Source organism: Arthrobacter sp. 10T413_2 (assembly GCF_056394205.1).
Genome location: NZ_JBFTHK010000048.1, coordinates 1 through 18,019, shown reverse-complemented (window position 1 = coordinate 18,019; position 18,019 = coordinate 1). Strand labels below are relative to the sequence as shown.

General features: G+C 67.2%; 13 protein-coding genes. 7 read left to right on the top strand and 6 right to left on the bottom strand.

From position 1 onward, the window contains the following. Position 1 precedes the first annotated feature (1 nt). The gene (locus tag AC1DBQ_RS10125; protein ID WP_476928373.1) at positions 2-1,408 is read right to left on the bottom strand and encodes an MFS transporter; all 1,407 of its coding nucleotides are present in this window, start codon (positions 1,406-1,408) and stop codon (positions 2-4) included. A 157-nt stretch (positions 1,409-1,565) separates the two neighbouring features. Between AC1DBQ_RS10125 and AC1DBQ_RS10120 the strand changes: the two genes are divergently transcribed. Continuing rightward, positions 1,566-2,438, top strand: a complete 873-nt coding sequence (locus AC1DBQ_RS10120) for a hydroxymethylpyrimidine/phosphomethylpyrimidine kinase (RefSeq protein ID WP_476928372.1) — start codon at positions 1,566-1,568, stop codon at positions 2,436-2,438. A gap of 103 nt (positions 2,439-2,541) precedes the next feature. On the opposite strand, the gene AC1DBQ_RS10115 is transcribed toward AC1DBQ_RS10120, so the two are convergent. The 3 genes from AC1DBQ_RS10115 to AC1DBQ_RS10105 form a co-directional block, all read right to left on the bottom strand. Further along, entirely contained in the window at positions 2,542-3,813 is a 1,272-nt protein-coding gene (locus AC1DBQ_RS10115; protein ID WP_476928371.1) for a serpin family protein, read from the bottom strand. 101 nt (positions 3,814-3,914) lie between these two features. Continuing rightward, the gene (locus AC1DBQ_RS10110; protein ID WP_476928370.1) at positions 3,915-5,663 is read right to left on the bottom strand and encodes a pyruvate dehydrogenase; all 1,749 of its coding nucleotides are present in this window, start codon (positions 5,661-5,663) and stop codon (positions 3,915-3,917) included. 205 nt (positions 5,664-5,868) lie between these two features. Further along, a complete protein-coding gene (locus AC1DBQ_RS10105) occupies positions 5,869-7,353 on the bottom strand; it encodes a helix-turn-helix domain-containing protein (protein WP_476928369.1) in 1,485 nt (494 codons plus the stop codon). A 171-nt stretch (positions 7,354-7,524) separates the two neighbouring features. Between AC1DBQ_RS10105 and aceA the strand changes: the two genes are divergently transcribed. Continuing rightward, a complete protein-coding gene (gene aceA, locus AC1DBQ_RS10100; RefSeq protein WP_476928368.1) occupies positions 7,525-8,868 on the top strand; it encodes an isocitrate lyase in 1,344 nt (447 codons plus the stop codon). A gap of 97 nt (positions 8,869-8,965) precedes the next feature. Next, positions 8,966-10,627, top strand: a complete 1,662-nt coding sequence (aceB, locus tag AC1DBQ_RS10095) for a malate synthase A (protein WP_476928367.1) — start codon at positions 8,966-8,968, stop codon at positions 10,625-10,627. Positions 10,628-10,885: 258 nt separating this feature from the next. Here the strand turns inward: aceB and AC1DBQ_RS10090 are convergent, their stop codons facing one another. Both AC1DBQ_RS10090 and AC1DBQ_RS10085 read right to left on the bottom strand, forming a co-directional pair. Next, positions 10,886-12,076, bottom strand: coding sequence for an MFS transporter (locus AC1DBQ_RS10090; RefSeq protein WP_116767122.1), 1,191 nt, complete (start codon positions 12,074-12,076; stop codon positions 10,886-10,888). Between the two features lie 127 nt (positions 12,077-12,203). Further along, positions 12,204-13,415: an ROK family transcriptional regulator gene (locus AC1DBQ_RS10085; protein WP_476928366.1), complete on the bottom strand. Its 1,212-nt coding sequence runs from the start codon at positions 13,413-13,415 to the stop codon at positions 12,204-12,206. Between the two features lie 181 nt (positions 13,416-13,596). Here AC1DBQ_RS10085 and AC1DBQ_RS10080 point away from each other — a divergent pair, with 181 nt between their 5' ends. The 4 genes from AC1DBQ_RS10080 (at position 13,597) to AC1DBQ_RS10065 (ending at position 17,925) form a co-directional block, all read left to right on the top strand. Next, on the top strand, positions 13,597-14,700 hold the full coding sequence (locus tag AC1DBQ_RS10080; RefSeq protein WP_476928365.1) for a Gfo/Idh/MocA family protein: 1,104 nt from the start codon (positions 13,597-13,599) through the stop codon (positions 14,698-14,700). Next, entirely contained in the window at positions 14,697-15,515 is an 819-nt protein-coding gene (locus AC1DBQ_RS10075) for a hypothetical protein (RefSeq protein ID WP_476928364.1), read from the top strand. Before AC1DBQ_RS10080 ends, AC1DBQ_RS10075 begins: the two co-directional genes overlap by 4 nt. A gap of 106 nt (positions 15,516-15,621) precedes the next feature. After that, positions 15,622-16,944, top strand: a complete 1,323-nt coding sequence (locus tag AC1DBQ_RS10070; RefSeq protein ID WP_476928363.1) for an ABC transporter substrate-binding protein — start codon at positions 15,622-15,624, stop codon at positions 16,942-16,944. 12 nt (positions 16,945-16,956) lie between these two features. Further along, a complete protein-coding gene (locus AC1DBQ_RS10065) occupies positions 16,957-17,925 on the top strand; it encodes a carbohydrate ABC transporter permease (protein WP_476928362.1) in 969 nt (322 codons plus the stop codon). Positions 17,926-18,019: the final 94 nt, after the last annotated feature.

The following is an 18,019-nucleotide window of genomic DNA, read 5'->3' as shown; positions in this document are numbered from 1 at the left end:
CCTAGCGGCGGGACGCGTCGATGAGGCCCTTGTCGCCGTCGTTGCTGTCCGCACCGGTGCCGGCGGCGGCGGGCTCCCAGGCGTGACCCTGCTCGTGATCCAAGTGCGTGGACTTCTTGTTCGTCAGCGCGAAGATGTAGACCAGCAGGGAGATGCCGATGGCCACCGTGACGTAGGTGAAGAACAGCTCTTCCTGGCCGGCTTTCTGCAGTGCCGCGCCGATCAGCGGGACGGTGCCGCCGAAGAGCGAGTTGGCGATCGCGTATCCCAGACCGACGCCGAGGGCGCGGATGGACGCCGGGAAGAGTTCGGCCTTTACCAGGGCGTTGATGGAGGTGTAGCCGCCCACGATCAGCAGGCCGCCCATCATGAGCAGGAACGCGGTAAACGGATCCTTGGTGCCGGCCAGGGCGGAGAGCAGCGGCCACGTGAACAGGACGCCGGTGATGCCGAACCAGAGCAGCAGCGGCTTGCGGCCCACCTTGTCGGAGATGATGCCGTAGACCGGCTGGAGCAGCATGAAGATGAACAGCGCCCAGAAGTTGATCACCGAGGTGTCGGTCTTGGCGATGCCCGAGGTATCGTTCATGAACTTCAGGATGAAGTTGGTGTACGTGTAGAACGCCACCGTGCCGCCGAGGGTGATCCCGATGCAGATCATCAGGGGCTTCCAATAGCTGGTAAACAGCAGCTTCATGGTCCCCGGCCGCGCCTCGCCGGCCACGGCGGGGGTCCTTGCGGCCTCGATCTGTTCGGCCGAAACCGTCTCCTCCATGGAACGCCGCAGCCAAAGGACCACCAGCGCGGCGACGCCGCCCACCGCAAACGGGATCCGCCAGCCCCACTCGGTCAGTTCGGCCTTGGGCATGGCGTTCTGCAGGACCACGAGAACCAGCAGGGCCAGCATCTGGCCGCCGATCAGCGTGACGTATTGGAAGCTGGAGAAGAAGCCGCGGCGTTTGGTGGTGGCGGCCTCGGACATGTAGGTGGCGCTGGTGCCGTATTCGCCGCCCACGGAGAAGCCCTGGATCACGCGGATGAGGACCAGCAGGATCATGGCCCACAGCCCGATCACATCCTGGGTGGGCAGCACGGCGATGGCGAACGAGCCTGCGGACATCATGGTCACGCTCAGCGTCAGCGCGGCCTTGCGGCCCTTCCGGTCGGCGTACCGGCCGAAGAACCAGGCACCGATCGGGCGCATCAGGAACGACGTCGAGAAGACGGCCATCGCCTCGAGGCCGGCCTGGAGCTCGTCCTTGGAGTTGAAGAAATGCGTCTGGAAGTAGGCCGCGAAGACCGTGTAGACGTAGAGGTCGTACCACTCGACGAGGTTTCCGGCCGAGCCTTTGAGGATGTTGCCGACGGCTTTCCTGGTCCGGGCCGCTTCGGTCAGTTGGGTGCTCATCAATGAACCTTCCTGGATCCGGCGCCGCCGGTAAGCAACACCGTCCGCCACCCTAGTCCGCGTGATCCGGGACACTCAGGTTTTGTTCATACTGTTCACGGAATACTTGTTCAAGAGCACAATGCGGCCGGATTTAGCCCAATGGCAGGATGGGACCATGACTTCTACCGCATTCGACTCCGCTGCCCTGGCTGCTACCGACACCACCGCCTCCCCCGCCATCGCGCTGACCATCGCAGGCTCCGAAGCGACCGGCGGCGCCGGCGCGCAGGCTGACCTGAAGACGTTCCAGGAACTCGGCGTCTTCGGGATCGCGAACCTGACCTGCATCGTGTCCTTCGACCCCAAGGACAACTGGAACCACCGCTTCGTCCCGGTAGACCAGCAGGTAATTGCGGACCAATTGGAGGCGACGACGGCGGCCTACGGTGCCGCGTCCGGCGCACCGGCCGTGTTGGATACCGTAAAGATCGGCATGCTCGGCAGCCCCGCGACAATTGCGACCGTGGCCGCGGCACTGTCCGACGGGCAGTTCGCCAACGTGGTGCTGGATCCGGTGCTGATCTGCAAAGGCCAGGAGCCGGGGCACGCCCTGGACACCGATCAGGCGCTCAAGGCACAGATCCTGCCGCTGGCCACCTTCGTCACGCCGAACCACTTCGAGGCCGCGTCGCTCTCCGGGCTGGAGATCACCGACGTCGAATCCCTCACGGCCGCCGCCGTCCGCATCCATGAGCTCAGCGGCGCCGCGGTTCTCGCCAAGGGCGGCGTGCGGCTGAAAGGCCCCGACGCCGTCGACGTCTACTACGACGGCGAAACCCTGGAAGTCCTGTCCGCCCCGAAGGTGGGCGACGTGGCCGTGTCCGGTGCCGGATGCTCGCTGGCCGCCGCGGTGACGGCCGAACTCGCGAAGGGCGCGACCCGGCTGGAGGCCGCACGGACGGCCAAGGCGTTTGTGACCGCGGGGATCCGGAACCGGGTGGCCTCGGGCGCCCCGTTCGACGCCCTCTGGCATGGCGGCCCGCGCTAAACCGTTGCAGGGATCGCCGAGTTCGCCGGAAACTCTCCAGTTCGCCGGAAGTTTGCAGCGAACTCGAGCGCTTCCGGCGATTTGGCTCCAGGCCGGCCGCCCATCAGCGGGGGTCGGCCACAGTTCCCATAAACAGGGGCAGCCCTGATTCGACGTGCACGATCTGGTAGTGGAACGGCCGGTCGAAGTCGATGGTCTGTTCCGGCTCCGGCGGCAATCCGGTCACCATGCCGTCAATTCGGGTCACCGCCGCGGCCACCGTCCCCTTCTCCGCGGCAGTGATGCTGGCAGCCTGCGCGGCCTTGGTGATCGTGAGCCCCGGCTGGATGGCGTCGAAGTCTTCGGTGGTGGTGAGGGTTGTGTCCAGCCCCAAGGATCCCAGCACTTTCCGGAGGTCGTAGCTGCTCTTGTGGTCCCACCTGGGCAGGGAGATCAGCACGGAGACCTCGGGGGCCGTGTCCAGGGCCGCCGCAATCTCCGCTAGCTTGGCGGTCGTGAGGGTCTCCGGCCCTTCGCCGGGACCGGGCAGCACCAGCCGCATGACAAAACCTCTTGCGTACGGCAGGTCCACGGCTCGCCAGCCGGCACCCTCTGCATAGGCGAGCTCCAGCATGTTGTGCATCGTCGGGACGCTGATTTCCTCGCCACCGGACTTGGTGAAGGGGCTGTCCTGGGTGTCGTTGGGGTCGAAGGGCGACCGCCACGCCGCGGCGAAGTACAAGGCGTTCAGGAGGCTGAAAGTGTTGTCGCGATCGTACCCCGCGGGCGCTTTCTCGATCCGGCCGCCGGTGTTCTTGTTCACCCAGGCGTCGATCGCAGGCTTGGTGGCGGCCTCATCCTGGAAGTCCACCGGGTACACGCCGGTACCATAGTGCTTGGCAACGGTTTCCAGGTAGTTCTTTCCGGTTGGCACACCCTTGTCCACAAACAGGCCATTGGCCGCGTGCAGGACCGGTTTCCGTGGCGGGTTCCCCGCGTTCACCTTGCCGGGATCGCCGTCGTACGCCGCCAGGAACCCGAGCAGGGCGTTCATGGCCTCATCCCGGTTGCCGGCCGGGAGTCCTAGGACCTTGTCCATTTCGACGGCGGTCTCCCCGGAGGCCCCTGCCCGCAGCATTGCGAGCGCTATCAGCAGGCTGCCCGGGGACGACACCACGTTTCCTTCGGCCCCCTCACCACCGTCGGCCAGGAGAGCGGCTCCCAACGTCAGGGCGGATGCCCGGAATGCCTGAAATTCGGCAGCGTACGCGGCGCGGTCCACCGCAACCCGCTCAACGCCGTCGGCCTTCAACAGCGCCAGGGGCGGCGGCGAACACGCCGTGAGCGCCCCGACGCTCCCCGCCGGCCCGATTCCAGCTATCCGGTGATTTTCCATTGCCACTCCCGTTGTCTCGTTAGTGCCCAGTTCGCCTGAATCTCTCCAGTTCGCCGAAAACTTCCCGCGAGCTGGAGAGTTTCCGGCGAACTCGGAGGGCCTCAGCGCCGCGGGATGTTGCGCAGGTTGCTCCGGGCCATGCTGACGGCCTCGCCGGCGCCGCGGTTGAGGACCACCTTGGACATGGCGGTGGCGAACCCCAGGACCTGCGCGCCCTTGATCTTCGGCGGGAGGGACAGCGCCTTGGGGTCCGTGATGAGCTCCACGAGCGACGGGCCGGAATGGGCAAACGCTTCCCGGTACGCGGCCTCGATGCGGGACGGATCCGTGACACGCACGGCATGGAACCCCAAAGCCCGGGCGACGTCGGCGTAGTGGGCGTCGGGGACGTCCACGCCGAAGTCAGGGAGCCCGTCCACCAGCATTTCGAGTTTCACCATGCCGAGGGTGGAATTGTTGAAGACCACGACGTTGACCGGAAGCCGGTGCGCGGCGATCGTGATGAGCTCGCCCAGCAGCATGGACAGGCCGCCGTCCCCCGAGACCGAGACCACCTGCCGGCCGGGGTAGGCCAGCTGAGCGCCGATCGCGTGCGGCAGCGCGTTGGCCATGGAGCCGTGCAGGTACGAGCCGATCAGCCGACGGGTGCCCAGCGGGTTGATGTACCGCGCGGTCCAAACATTGCACATGCCCGTATCCGCCGTGAAGATCGCGTCCTCTGCCGCCACCTGGTCCAGCACCGAGGCCGCATATTCCGGGTGGATAGGCTGTTTCTTGCCCACGTTCCGGGTGTATGCGCCCACGGCCTTGTTCATGAGACGGTCGTGCTTCTTGAGCATCGCATCGAGGAAGCGGCGGCTCTTCTTGGCCTTGATCAACGGCATCAGGGCCGCGAGCGTGGGGAGGACGTCGCCATGGACGGCGACGTCGACGTCGGTCCGCCGCCCCAGTTTGTGGGCGGCCCGGTCCACCTGCGCCGTCCGGGTTGCCGGCAGGAACTGGTCATAAGGGAAGTCGGTGCCCAGCAGGATCAGCAGATCCGCGTCCTCGATGCCCTCGGCCGCAGCGCCGTAGCCCAGCAGCCCCGTCATGCCGATGTCATACGCGTTGTCGTACTGCATGAAGTCCTTGCCGCGGAGCGAGTGGCCAATCGGCGCCGCGATCAGTCCGGCAAGCGCAACCACCTCATCGTGCGCGCCCTCGACGCCGGCCCCGGCAAAGATGGCCACCTTGTCCGCCGCGTTGATGGCGTCTGCCAGCTCTTGAACACTGGCGGGGTCCGGCGTCAGCGTCGCCGGCCGGAATGCGGCCGGGGCCGGGGTCGGAGCCGTCGCCTCCAGGCCGGCGATATCACCGGGAAGGGTCACGACGGCGACGCCCCGGAGCCCGACGGCGTGCTGGATGGCGCTGTGCATGACCCGGGGCGCCTGCTCCGCAGTGCTGATCAGTTCGGAGTAGACCGAGCATTCGTTGAAGAGCCGGTCCGGGTGGGTTTCCTGGAAGAAACTGCTGCCGATCTGCTTGCTCGGGATGTGCGAGGCAATGGCCAGCACCGGCGCCCCGGAACGGTTGGCGTCGTACAACCCGTTGATCAGGTGCAGATTGCCGGGCCCGCAGGAGCCGGCGCAGACCGCGAGGCGGCCGGTCAGCTGGGCTTCCGCCGCCGCGGCGAAGGCGGCTGCCTCTTCATGCCGGACATGGATCCAGTCAATGCCGCCCTGCTGCGAGCCCCCGGTCTTGCGGACGGCATCGACGAGCGGGTTGAGGCTGTCCCCCACGATCCCGTAGATCCGCTGCACGCCGGCAGCCTGGAGTTGTTCGATGAGCTGGGTGGCAAGTTCCTTGGCCATGGGTGCACGCTCCCGCGAGGTGGGTCGATGAGCTGACACAGGCCAATATAGTCCGCCCTGCTGACAGCCACGCCCAAGGGGACGCTCCCTCACCTTCCGCAACAAATCGCCGGACGCTCACTCACCTGATGTGCGGGAGCGACGGGCAGCAAGCGGACAGGTTCTGAGGGAAGGCCCGGAGAATCCCGCAGGACGTGAGGGAGGATCAGCTTCCGGAGTGGGCCTGCAGGAAGGAATAGACCTCAGTCTCGTCCACGCCCGGGAAGGCGCCCGGCGGCATGGCGGCCAGCAGGTGCGAGTGGGCCCGCGCCGAGGGCCAGGCGTTGCCGGCCCATTCGTTGGTCAGCGATGCCGGCGGCCGGCGGCAGCAGCTTTCGTCCGGGCACGTGGATTTGGACCGCTCCGTGGTGTCGCGGCCGCGGAACCACTTCACGTGCGCATACGGCACACCCACGGAGAGCGAGAACTCCCCGTTGGCGGAGCGTTCGGTGCGGGCCGTGCACCAGAAGGTCCCGGCCGGGGTATCGGTGTACTGGTTGTACGCGCTGAACTTGTCCGGGACATCGAACACCACCCGGGAGGTCCAGTTCTTGCAGGACGGCTGGCCCTCAATGGCGCCGGTGTGGTCCTGCGGGAACGTGACGCCGTCGTTCTCGTAGGCCTTGTAGATGATGCCGCTCTTGTGGGTCTTCTGGAAGTGCGTGCGGAGGTCCAGGTGCTGGGTGGCGAGGTTGGTGAACCGGTGGGCGGCCGTCTCGTAGGACACGGCGAAGGCGTCGCGGATGTCCTCGACGGCGATTTCCTTGGCCTGCTTGGCCCGCTGCAGGAACTCCACGGTCGCCTGCTCCGGCAGTAGGAGCGCGGCGGCGAAGTAGTTTGTGGCAACGCGCTGCATGAGGAAGTCCCCGTAGTTCGACGGCGTCTGATGGCCCAGGACGTAGTGGCCCAGGGCCTGCAACAGCACCGACCGGGGGTCGTGGTCGCTCCGAGCGTTCTGCGTGAGGTAAATTCTGCGGTTCTTAAGATCCGTCACCGAGCGGGTGGAATGCGGCAGATCCCCCACGTGGTGGAGGCTGAAACCGAGGTGCCCGGCGATGTCCGCAATGACATGGTGGGACAGCGGACCACTCGTGTGGCCCACCGAGGCCAGGACCTTCTGTGCCTCGGCCTCATACTCCGGGAAGTAGTTGTTCCGCTCCCGCATCATGGCCCGCAGTTCACCGTTGGCGCGGCGGGCCTCCTCCGGCGTCGCCACCTGCTCGTTGAGCCGTCGCTCGAGCTCGTGCTGCAGGCCCACCATGGACTCCAGTACGTCCATCGGAAGCCGCGAGCTAATGCGGATTTTCGGCAGCTTGAGGGACTCGTAGATGGGGCTGCGCTGGTAGCGTTCCAGCTCGATCTCCAGCGCCGCGCGGCGGTTGGGCGGCTCGGCCCCGAGCAGTTCGTCAATGCTGACCCCGAGGGCCCCCGCGAGCTGCTGAAGCAGGCCAAGCTTCGGCTCGCGCTTGCCGTTTTCGATCAGGCTCAGCTGGCTGGGGGCGGTCCCGACGGCGGCGCTCAGGTCATCGAGCGTGAGTCCGGCGGCCTTGCGCAGATGACGGACACGGCGGCCCATGCTGATGACGTCCACCTCCGGGGTGGCGGGCGATGGCAGGGACGAAGCTTGGCGGTTCCAGCTGGCGGGGTGCATTTATTGAGGATATGCGAAGAAGTGCATTTCTTTCCATAGCTTTGGTCTAGAAACCCCTTGGAAAGTGAAGAAAAGTAGATCTCACGGAAAGATTCACTATCCGGAAACAACCGGCCAGGATCTGCAGAGTCGCAGACTGGCCGGTCCCGGACCCCCATCAAGGAGACAAAGATGACTGCAGCATTTGAGCCCACCCAGCAGCCGTCCGGCCAGGACACAACAGAGCAGGCCGCCGCACTGGAGCTCGAGTGGGCCGCCAACCCGCGCTGGGAAGGTGTGACCCGTGACTTCAAGGCAACGGATGTCGTCCGCCTCCGCGGCCGTGTCTCCGAAGAACACACGCTGGCCCGCCGCGGTTCGGAGAAACTGTGGAAGCAGCTCACCGAGGAGCACAGCACCGGCAAGTACACCAACGCCCTGGGCGCCCTGACCGGCAACCAGGCCGTGCAGCAGGTCAAGGCCGGGCTCCGTGCCATCTACCTCTCCGGCTGGCAGGTCGCCGCCGACGCCAACAACTCCGGCCACACCTACCCGGACCAGTCGCTGTACCCCGCCAACTCGGTCCCCACCGTGGTCCGCCGCATCAACAACGCCCTGCTCCGCGCCGACCAGATCGAGTTCTCCGAGGGCATCCAGACCGTCGAAGACTGGATGGTCCCGATCGTGGCCGACGCCGAGGCCGGCTTCGGCGGCCCGCTGAACGCCTACGAGCTCATGAAGTCCATGATCCAGGCCGGCGCCGCGGGCGTTCACTGGGAAGACCAGCTCGCCTCGGAGAAGAAGTGCGGCCACCTCGGCGGCAAGGTCCTGATCCCCACCCAGCAGCACGTCCGCACCCTGAACGCCGCCCGCCTCGCCGCCGACGTCGCCGGCACGCCGTCGGTCATCATCGCCCGTACCGACGCCGAGGCAGCCACCCTGATCACCTCCGACGTCGACGAGCGCGACCAGGAATTCATCCTCCGCGAAGGCGGACAGCCGGTCCGCACCCCGGAGGGCTTCTACAAGGTCCGCAACGGGATCGAACCGTGCATCGCCCGCGCCAAGGCCTACGCCCCGTACTCCGACCTCATCTGGATGGAAACGGGCACCCCGGACCTGGAGCTGGCCCGCAAGTTCGCCGAGTCCGTCAAGGCCGAGTTCCCGGACCAGATGCTCTCCTACAACTGCTCGCCGTCGTTCAACTGGCGCAAGCACCTCGACGACGCCACGATCGCGAAGTTCCAGCGTGAACTCGGCGCCATGGGCTTCACCTTCCAGTTCATCACCCTGGCCGGCTTCCACGCTCTGAACTACTCGATGTTCGACCTCGCCCACGGCTACGCCCGGGAAGGCATGAGCGCCTACGTCGAGCTGCAGGAGAAGGAATTCGCCTCCGAGTCCCGCGGCTACACCGCAACGAAGCACCAGCGCGAAGTCGGCACCGGCTACTTCGACGACATCGCCACCGCGCTCAACCCGAACGCATCCACCCTGGCCCTGGTGGGATCCACCGAAGAAGGCCAGTTCCACTAAACTTCCCCGCCCGTTGCCCTATCACTTGTGGTCCTTATCGGACGCCCTTAGGGACCACAAGTGATAGGGCATCGGGGGATATTCAAGGAGAACTCCAATGAACAGCTTCACTGACAACTTCACTATCAACGGGATCACGCTGACTGCGCAGCCTATTTGCCGGCAGAGCGAGGTCCTCACACCGGATGCGCTGGCGTTTGTGGCCAAGCTGCACAAGGCCACGGCCGGGCGCCGGCAGGAGCTGTTGCAGGCACGGCGTGAACGCCGCCAGCAGATCTCCAAGGGCCACGACCCGCGGTTCCTGCGCGAGACCGAGTCCGTGCGCAACGACCCGAACTGGCGCGTCGCTCCCCCGGCCCCAGGCCTGGAGGACCGCCGCGTGGAAATCACCGGGCCGGTGGACAAGAAGATGACCATCAACGCGCTGAACTCCGGCGCCAAGGTGTGGCTCGCGGACATGGAGGACTCCTCCACCCCGTCCTGGCGCAACGTGATCCAGGGCCAGCTCAACCTCACAGACGCCCTGGAACGCCGGATCGACTTCACCTCCCCCGAAGGCAAGGAATACAAGCTGCGCCCAGCCGGGGAACTGCCCACGATCGTGGTCCGCCCCCGCGGCTGGCACCTGCCCGAAAAGCACATGCTCATCGACGGGACCCCGATCGCCGGCGGAATCGTGGACTTCGGCCTGTACTTCTTCCACAACGCCCGCCGCCTGATCGCCCAGGGCAAGGGCCCGTACTTCTACCTGCCCAAGATCGAGAACCACCTCGAGGCCCGGGTGTGGAACGACATCTTCATCCTGGCCCAGGACCTGCTCGGCATCCCGCAGGGCACCATCCGCGCCACCGTGCTGATCGAGACCATCACCGCCGCGTTCGAGATGGAGGAAATCCTCTACGAACTGCGCGACCACGCCGCGGGCCTGAACGCCGGCCGCTGGGACTACATCTTCTCCCTGATCAAGAACTTCCGCACCCGCGGACCGCGCTTCGTGCTCCCGGACCGCGGCCAGGTCACCATGACCCAGCCGTTCATGCGCGCCTACACCGAACAGCTCGTCCGGGCCTGCCACAAGCGCGGCGCCATGGCGATCGGCGGCATGGCCGCGGCCGTCCCCAACCGCAAGGACGCCGCAGCCAACGCGATCGCCTTCGAAAAGGTCCGCGCCGACAAGACCCGCGAGGCCGGCGACGGCTTCGACGGCTCCTGGGTGGCGCACCCGGACCTGGTGCCGGTCTGCCGCGAGGTGTTCGACGGCGTGCTCGGCGACCGTCCGAACCAGCTGGACCGCCTCCGGGAGGACGTCACCCCGGACGACCGCGCCCTCTTGGACATCTCCTCGACCACCGGAACCATCACCGAACAGGGCATCCGGAACAACATCGAAGTCGGCATCCGGTACATCGAGTCCTGGCTGCGCGGCAACGGCGCCGTGGCCATCCACAACCTGATGGAGGACGCCGCCACCGCGGAGATCTCCCGCTCGCAGCTCTGGCAGTGGATCTTCTCCCGCGCCATCACGGACCACGGCGACGTCGTGACCCGCGAGTGGGTGGAGGACATGCTGGATGAGGAATTCGCCAAGCTGGAACGCTTCGAAGGGGACCGTTTCGCCGACTCGCGGGACATCTTCGAGGAGGTCACGCTCAGCAACGAGTTCCCGGCCTTCCTGACGCTGCCGGCCTACGACCGCTTCCTGCATGAAGGACGCGACGGCGCGGAGCTCCGCGAGGAGGCCGCCCTTATCCCGGCGTAACCCCAGAATTCCGTCAGCTGGACTGCCCGCCCTTCGCAACAGGCAGCCCGAAATCCGGGTGGCAGCCCAGCAACGGAACACCCTGCAGCCCGACAACGGCGTCGAACTGACAGTGAGGGCCCATGTTTTCGATAAAACATGGGCCCTCACTGTGTTCCCGGCGCAAACCTTATGGGCCGAATGGCGGCCGGAACGGGCATTTCTCGGCGCACAGGCGTCCGCAAGCGCGGCCCCGGAATGAGCGGGGGCGGGAGGAACCTAGTGCGGCTTCGGCACGCGGCGCAGGGACAGTGCGGTGCCCAGGATGAACGCGGTCACGGAGCAGAGGATCAGCAGCAGCGGACCGGTCCAGGCGCCGGAGACCCCGTGGACGTAGCCCAGAAGGGTCGGCGCGACGGCGCCGAAGGAATACCCGGTCCCCTGGACGACGGCGGACATCCGGGCCGCCGACGCCTGGTCCCGGGCCAGCCGGATGATGGCGAGGAAGATCAGCGTGATGCCACCGCCCTGGGCCACACCGCCGAGGGAACACCACAGCCACCACAGCTCCGGCGCGAGCAGCAGGCCCACAGGAACCGTGAGCCACAGCAGGCCCAGGGTAAGGCCCACCGCCGTCGTGCTGGCGAACCGGGCCGCCAGCGGGACGCCGAGGCCGCCCACAATGGCAAAGATCTGGAAAAGCGAGGACGCCGCACCGGCGGCCGACGGAGTCATGCCGAGTTCGTCCACCAGCAGACTGGGCAGCCAGGCGGTCACACCGTAGTAGGAGAATGCCTGCCCGGCGAACCCGACGGTCAGGGCTGCGGTGATCCACCGCGAGGTGAGCTTGCCGGCCGGCCGCCCGGGGTCGGACGCGGGAACGGCAGCAGGAACGAAGGCCGCCCGCTGGCCGACGGCGATCACCCAGACCGCGAGGGCCGCCAGCGCGAACAGTCCGCTCGCGGCAATCGCGGGACGCCAGCCCAGCAGCTCGGCCAGCGGCGCGGAGACCATCGACGTGAGAAACGAGCCGATATTGAGCGCCGCAGTGTAGGTGCCCATCGCCGCGCCCTGCCGGGCCGGAGTGAAGTCCCGGCGGATGATCAGCGGCACCACGATGTTGCCGATGGTGATGGAAACGCCCAGGATCACGGTACCCAGCATCACGACGGCGCCGCCGCCCGCCGAGCGCACCACGACGCCCAGGAGCACGCCCAGCAGGGTCAGCGTGATGGCGAACTCGGGACCCAGCTTGCGCCCGGCCAGCGATGCCAGCGGGGCGGCCAGGGCAAAGCACAGGACCGGGATCCCGGTGAGGAATCCCAGTTCCACTGGAGTGAACCCGAGATCGTGCTGCATCTGCGCGACCACCGGGGCCACAGCCACCAGGGGGCCGCGCATGTTCAGCGCGATGAGCCCGATCGCGAGCATGAGGAGCCAGCCGCGCGGTGCCTTGGCGAGGTCTCTCATAAGGTGGGCCGTCGCCCGGCAGGCGGGCAGAAATGTGGTTTCATCAGTCCCATTGCTATCACGGGCCACTCCCGCACCCGCGGAATATGACGCCACCCGGGACACGGCCACACCGGCGACGCCGCTTCTAGCCGGCAGCCTGCAGGGTCGCCTCGATGACGGCGGGCGAAAGCACGTGCTGCGTGACCATCTGGCTGGCGCCGAGGATGGCGGCCTGTTCCCCGGCTTTGGACAGGCCGATCCGCAGGTGCGTCGTGGCCAGCGGCAGCGAGCGCCGGTAGACCACCTCGCGGACCCCTGCCATGAGGTGCTCCCCGGCCTGGCCGAGGCTTCCGCCGATCACGATCACCGAGGGGTTCAGCAGGTTGACCACCGTGGAGAGGACGTCGCCGAGGTCCCTGCCGGCCTGCCGCAGCGCCTGGATGGCCTGGAGGTTCCCCTCAGCGACGAGGCGCAGGACGTCGCCGCCGTCGTGCGCCGGCAGTCCCTGCTGGGTGAGCGCCTGTGCGACGGCGGGACCGGACGCCAGGGCTTCGAGGCAGCCGTAGTTCCCGCAGCGGCACAGCACGTCGTCGCCGCGCGGAACCCGCACGTGCCCGAGGTCGCCGGCGGTGCCGTTGGCCCCGCGCTGGAGTTCACCGCTGCTGATGATGCCCGCGCCGATGCCGGTGGCCACCTTGATGAAGAGGAAGTTTTCGTCCTGGGGCCAGTGGGCCGTGCGCTCGCCCAGGGCCATAATGTTCACGTCGTTGTCCACCAGGACCGGCACCGGGAGGGACCGCTGGACGTGACGGACGACGTCGAACCCGTCCCAGCCGGGCATGATCGGAGGCTTCACCGGCATGCCGGTGGCATGTTCCACGGGCCCGGGGAGCCCGATCCCGGCACCGGCCAGGTCCGAAGTACTCCGCCCCGCCTCGCCGAGCAGCTTCAGCCCCTCCTCGATCACGCGGTCCAGGACAACCACCGGGCCGTCGGCGACGTCCTGCGCCAGCCGGCGCTCGGCGAGCACTTTTCCGTTGAGGTCCGTCACGGCGATGATCACGTGCGTGGCCCCGACGTCGACCGCCAGGACTACGCGGGCGGCCGGGTTGAAGGCAAAGCGCGACGGCGGCCTGCCGCCGCTGGAGCTCGCCTCACCCGCGGGGCCGACGAGCCCCGAGACCATCAGCGCGTCGATACGGGAGGCCACAGTGGAGCGGGCAAGCCCGGTGGTCAGGGCGAGTTCCGCGCGGGTCCGGGCCTTGCCGTCGCGCAGGAGCTGGAAGAGGTCGCCGGCGCGGGACAGGCTGCCGCCGGCCTCGGTGGCTGCAGGTTCGGTGCCGGTGGGCGTACTCATGTGTAAGTGATAGCACGAAGCCCTTCTGCATGTCACGCTTCACAAAGATTGAAACGTCGTTTTCAACTTTTGCTTGACGCTCGTCAAAAGTATGTCTAGCTTTGGGTGTGAGCCAGATCACTGGCCCGGCAGCCTGCCTGCCGCTGGACCGTTCCGGGACTACGAAGGGGTATGAACGAACTTGTCGAGCCAAGAACATGCGGCGCCGGCGCCGCTGGGAGTGGGGATCCTGGGAGCGGGTCCCGTCACCCAGGCGATCCACCTTCCCTCCCTCGCCAGGCTGCGCGGCATCCTGGAAGTCCGCCACATCATGGACGTCGATCCGGCGGTGGCCGGATCCGTGGCCGCCCGGGTGGGGGCACGCTCCAGCACCAGCATGGAAGAACTGCTGGCCGACCCCGCGGTCGAGATCGTCGCGATCTGCAGCCCGCACCAGTTCCACGCCGTCCAGGTGATCGCCGCCTGCCGCGCCGGCAAGAAAGCCGTCCTGTGCGAAAAGCCCTTCGCCATGAACGGCGAGGAAGCCGCGGCCATCGCCGCCGTGTCAGCCGAAACCGGTGTGCCGATCGTCGTCGGCGCCATGCACACCTTCGACCCCGGCTGGCTGGCCGCCGAAGCCGCGTGGGGCAACCTGCCGGAACAGGTCCACACCGTCAGGTCCTCGATCGTCCTGCCGCCCAACCCCCGTTTCGAGGACTTTGCCACTGAGATCGTGGGCCGCACTCCCCCGGCGCCCCCGGCGCCCGCGCCCGACAAGGACACCGCACCTGACACCGCCGCAGTGAAAGCCATGCTGACCGGCGGCGTCATGGGCCTGGCCATCCACGACCTCCCCCTGGTCCGCAGGTTCGCCCCGGACTTCCGGGCCGTCGAGGTCCTGCATGCCCAAACCGTCATGCCGTTCGGCTACGTCATCTCCCTGCGGGCCGGCGACGTTGCAATCGAACTCCGCGCCGCGATGAACGGAACCTGGGAACCGTCTTGGACTTTCGAGGCGATCGGCAATGACGCGTCGCTGTCCATCGACTTCACCCCGTCCTACGTCCACGCGGGGTCGGCGACCGCGCGGATCCGCACCGCTGCCGGCACCACCGTCCTGGGTCCCTTCGGCCACAACGGCTACGAGGGCGAATGGCGCAAACTCGCCGAAATCGCCCGCGGCACCGGAACGGCGCCCCGCCCGGAGACGCTGATCCACGATCTGGAATTCGCCCTCGCGATCGCCGACGCCGCCGCTGCCTGCGTCGATGCTGGCGCCGCCGCCTATGAGGAGGCCAGCGCATGACAACGCCGTTCAGGGTCCAGGCCAGCCCGGACGCCGAACAGACCGGAACCGTCGGCGCCGTCGTCGCGTCCCTGCCGGTTTCGTTCGCCCCGGCCGGCGGCGGGCCCGACGTCGTTGCACTCGCCGGCACCGCCGGTTGGACGGCCAGCGCCCTCGAAGCGGTCCGCAGCGGTGTCCGCGGCGTCGTCGTCGTTGATCCCGTGGCGGAAGACCCTGCGGCGCTGGCCGCGGCAGCTGCGGAGGCGGGCTCCGCGGTGGTCCTCGACCAGGCGTGGGCCGGAAATCCGGTCCTGGCGGAATCCGAGGCCGCGGTCCGGAACGCCATCTCCGACGCCCTGGCCGACGCCGTGCTGCTTGACTCCGTGGCGTGGGGCGCCCCCGGAACCGACCCGGAGGCCCTGCTCACGCGGCACCTTGGCGTTGTCCTGGCCTGCGGCGTCGAGCTGGAAGGCCTGCGGGTCATCCAGCGCAACGCCAACGGCTACACGGTGATCGGCAGCCTCCCGGGCGGCGCGCCGGCGGCCCTGCAGGGAATCACCACGTCCTCGCTGCCCGCGACGGCCACCGTGTCCGTCCTGACCTCCTCCGGACGGGCGGATGTCACGCTCCCCGACGCCTCCGCAGGCTGGCCCGCGGAGGTCCGCTCGGTCACCTCCGCCGGGGCCGTCACCTTCCCCTCGATCTACGAATCGGCCCACCGGCACAGCTGGAGGCGGCTCCGCGCCGCGATCGACTCCGGTGCCCCGGAAGCCGATCTAGAACGGTTCGCCGCCCTGACCGCACTCGTCGGGCAGCTCCACGACTCACCGCAATAACTGCACTAGCTGCCCTAACTGCACAGCCCGCAATACCTTCCGCATCAACTCACTGTCGAGAAGACCGGCCCGCGCCACAGCAGGCCGGTCACGAAAGGAAATCATCGTGACGATCAAGTCCTCTGTAACCTCCACCGCATTCTCCCGCCGGGGATTCCTGGGCTTCGCCGCAGCCGCGGCGAGCGCACCTCTCCTCGCCGCGTGCGGCGGCGGCTCCGCCTCCCAGTCAGGCGGCAGCGGCGTCATCAAGTTCTGGGATATGCCGTGGGCTACCCCCGCCTACAACGATGCCGCCAAGAAGATCGCAGAGGGCTACGCGCCGGCCTCGGGCAACCTCAAGGCCAGCTACCAGACCATCCAGTGGAACAACTTCTACCAGACGTTCTCCTCGGCAATCGCCTCCAAGACCGGACCGGCGGTCTCCACCGGCGGCGGCTTCCAGGCCTTCCAGTTTGAGCAGCAGGGGCAGATCGCTTACGCGGACAAGGTCGTGGAGGAACTGAAGAAGAACGGCCAGTTCGATGATTTCCTCCCCGGCGTGCTTGAGCCGTTCAAGTCGGACAAGGGCTACGTGGCTGTCCCGTGGCAGCTGGACATGCGCGTGTTCTGGTACCGGAAGTCGCTCTTCGAGAAGGCCGGCGTGGACGTCCCCACGGACTGGGCCTCCCTGCTTGAGGCGGGCAAGAAGCTCAAGACCATCGGCGCCTTCGGTTTCGCGACCGGTTCCGGCGCCGGCAACAACATCGGCAACCACTCGATGATCATGATGATGGTCAACAACGGCGGCGGGGTGTTCACCCCGTCCGGTGAGCTCGATGTCATGAACGACCGCAACGTCGAAGCTATCGAGTTCCTCCTCGAACTGGTTTCCAACGGCATCATCGACCCCGCCGCCGTCAGCTACACCACCGACAACCTCAACGCCCAGTGGAAGGACAGCAAGGCGGCCTTCGGCCCGTACGTCCTCGGCGTCCCCGCCCGTGTCGGCGACACCTCCGGCGACATCGTCGTGGCCAGCCCCATCGCCGGACCGCACGGGGACAAGGCCGGCCTTGTCTTCCCGAACAACATCATGATGTACACAAACACGCCGTCGCAGGCGTCGTCCGAGGCCTTCCTGGTTGCCTACATGGGGCAACTGAAGCAGCTGTGGCAGCAGAAACTCATGAACGCGCTGCCGGTCTTCAAGTCCATCACCGAACTCCCCGAGTTCAGCAGCGACCCCAACAACGTCAAGATCGTCAAGGAATGGCAGCCCATCGCCAAGACCTTCGCGGCCCAGGGCAACTCGCTCAACGCCAACCTTGCCGTGCTCGACGGCGGCCAGGCCCTCAACCAGTTCACGCAGACCGTTCTCACGGGCAAGACCGACGCCAAGTCCGCGCTGCAGGCCTTCCAGTCCGGACTGCAATCCGTCCTGAAGAAGTAAGCGGACCTTTCGATGGCACTGACCACAGCCCAGACCGGCCTGAGCCGGGCCCGCCGGGGCGTTGCCCCCGGCGGGTCGGGCAAGCCTGCCAAACCTGCCAACCGCAAGAGCAAACTCAGCTCGCAGACCCGCAAGACGTTCTTCTGGCTCCTGCTGCCCTCCGTCGTCCTGCTGGTTCTGATCCACGGCTACCCGCTCGCCTACGCCGGCGTCCAGGCCACCCATAACGGCTCGCTGATCGACACCGGCGAGTTCGTCGGCCTCGAGAACTTCGCCAACGTCCTGGCCTCCGACGCCTTCTGGAAGGCAGCCCGCTTCACGCTGCTGTTCACGATCGTGGGTGTCTTCGGGTCCTGGCTCATGGGGCTCGGCCTGGCCCTGCTGCTGCGCACCAAGATTCCGGCCGGCGGAGTCTTCAAAGTCCTCCTGCTGCTGCCCTGGGTGGTCCCGATCGTGGTGTCCTCCACCGCCTGGAACTGGCTGCTGGGGACCCCGGACAGCCTCGTCCCGAGCATCTTCCGGAACCTCGGCCTGGGCACGCCGCTCTTCCTGGCGGACCCGACCCTCGCGGCCATCACCGTCATGGTGTTCAAGGTGTGGATCAGCTTCCCGTTCATGATGATGATGACCTCGGCGGCCCTGGCCTCGGTGGACACCACGGTCTATGAAGCCGCCAGTATGGACGGCGCGAGCCGCTGGCAGCAGTTCAGCCAGATCACGCTGCCGCTGATCGCCCGGTCCACCTACATCAGCTGGATCCTCATGACGATCTTCTGTGTGAACGACTTCCCCACCATCTACCTGCTCACCGGCGGCGGCCCCGTGGACGCCACCACCTCCCTCGTGGTGCTGGCCTACCGGACCGTCTTCCAGGACTTCCAGACCGGACCGGGCGTCGCGATCGCCTTCCTCATGACCATCACCCTCGTGGTGGTGTCGGTCATCCTGTACCGCCAGATCCGAAAGTCGAGCGTCGAATAATGAGCGCAGTAGTCCACGCCCACCCCCAGTCCGGCCCGGTCCTCGGCGTCACCGGCACCGGCACCGGCAAGCCCAACCGTGCCCTGTCCGACGC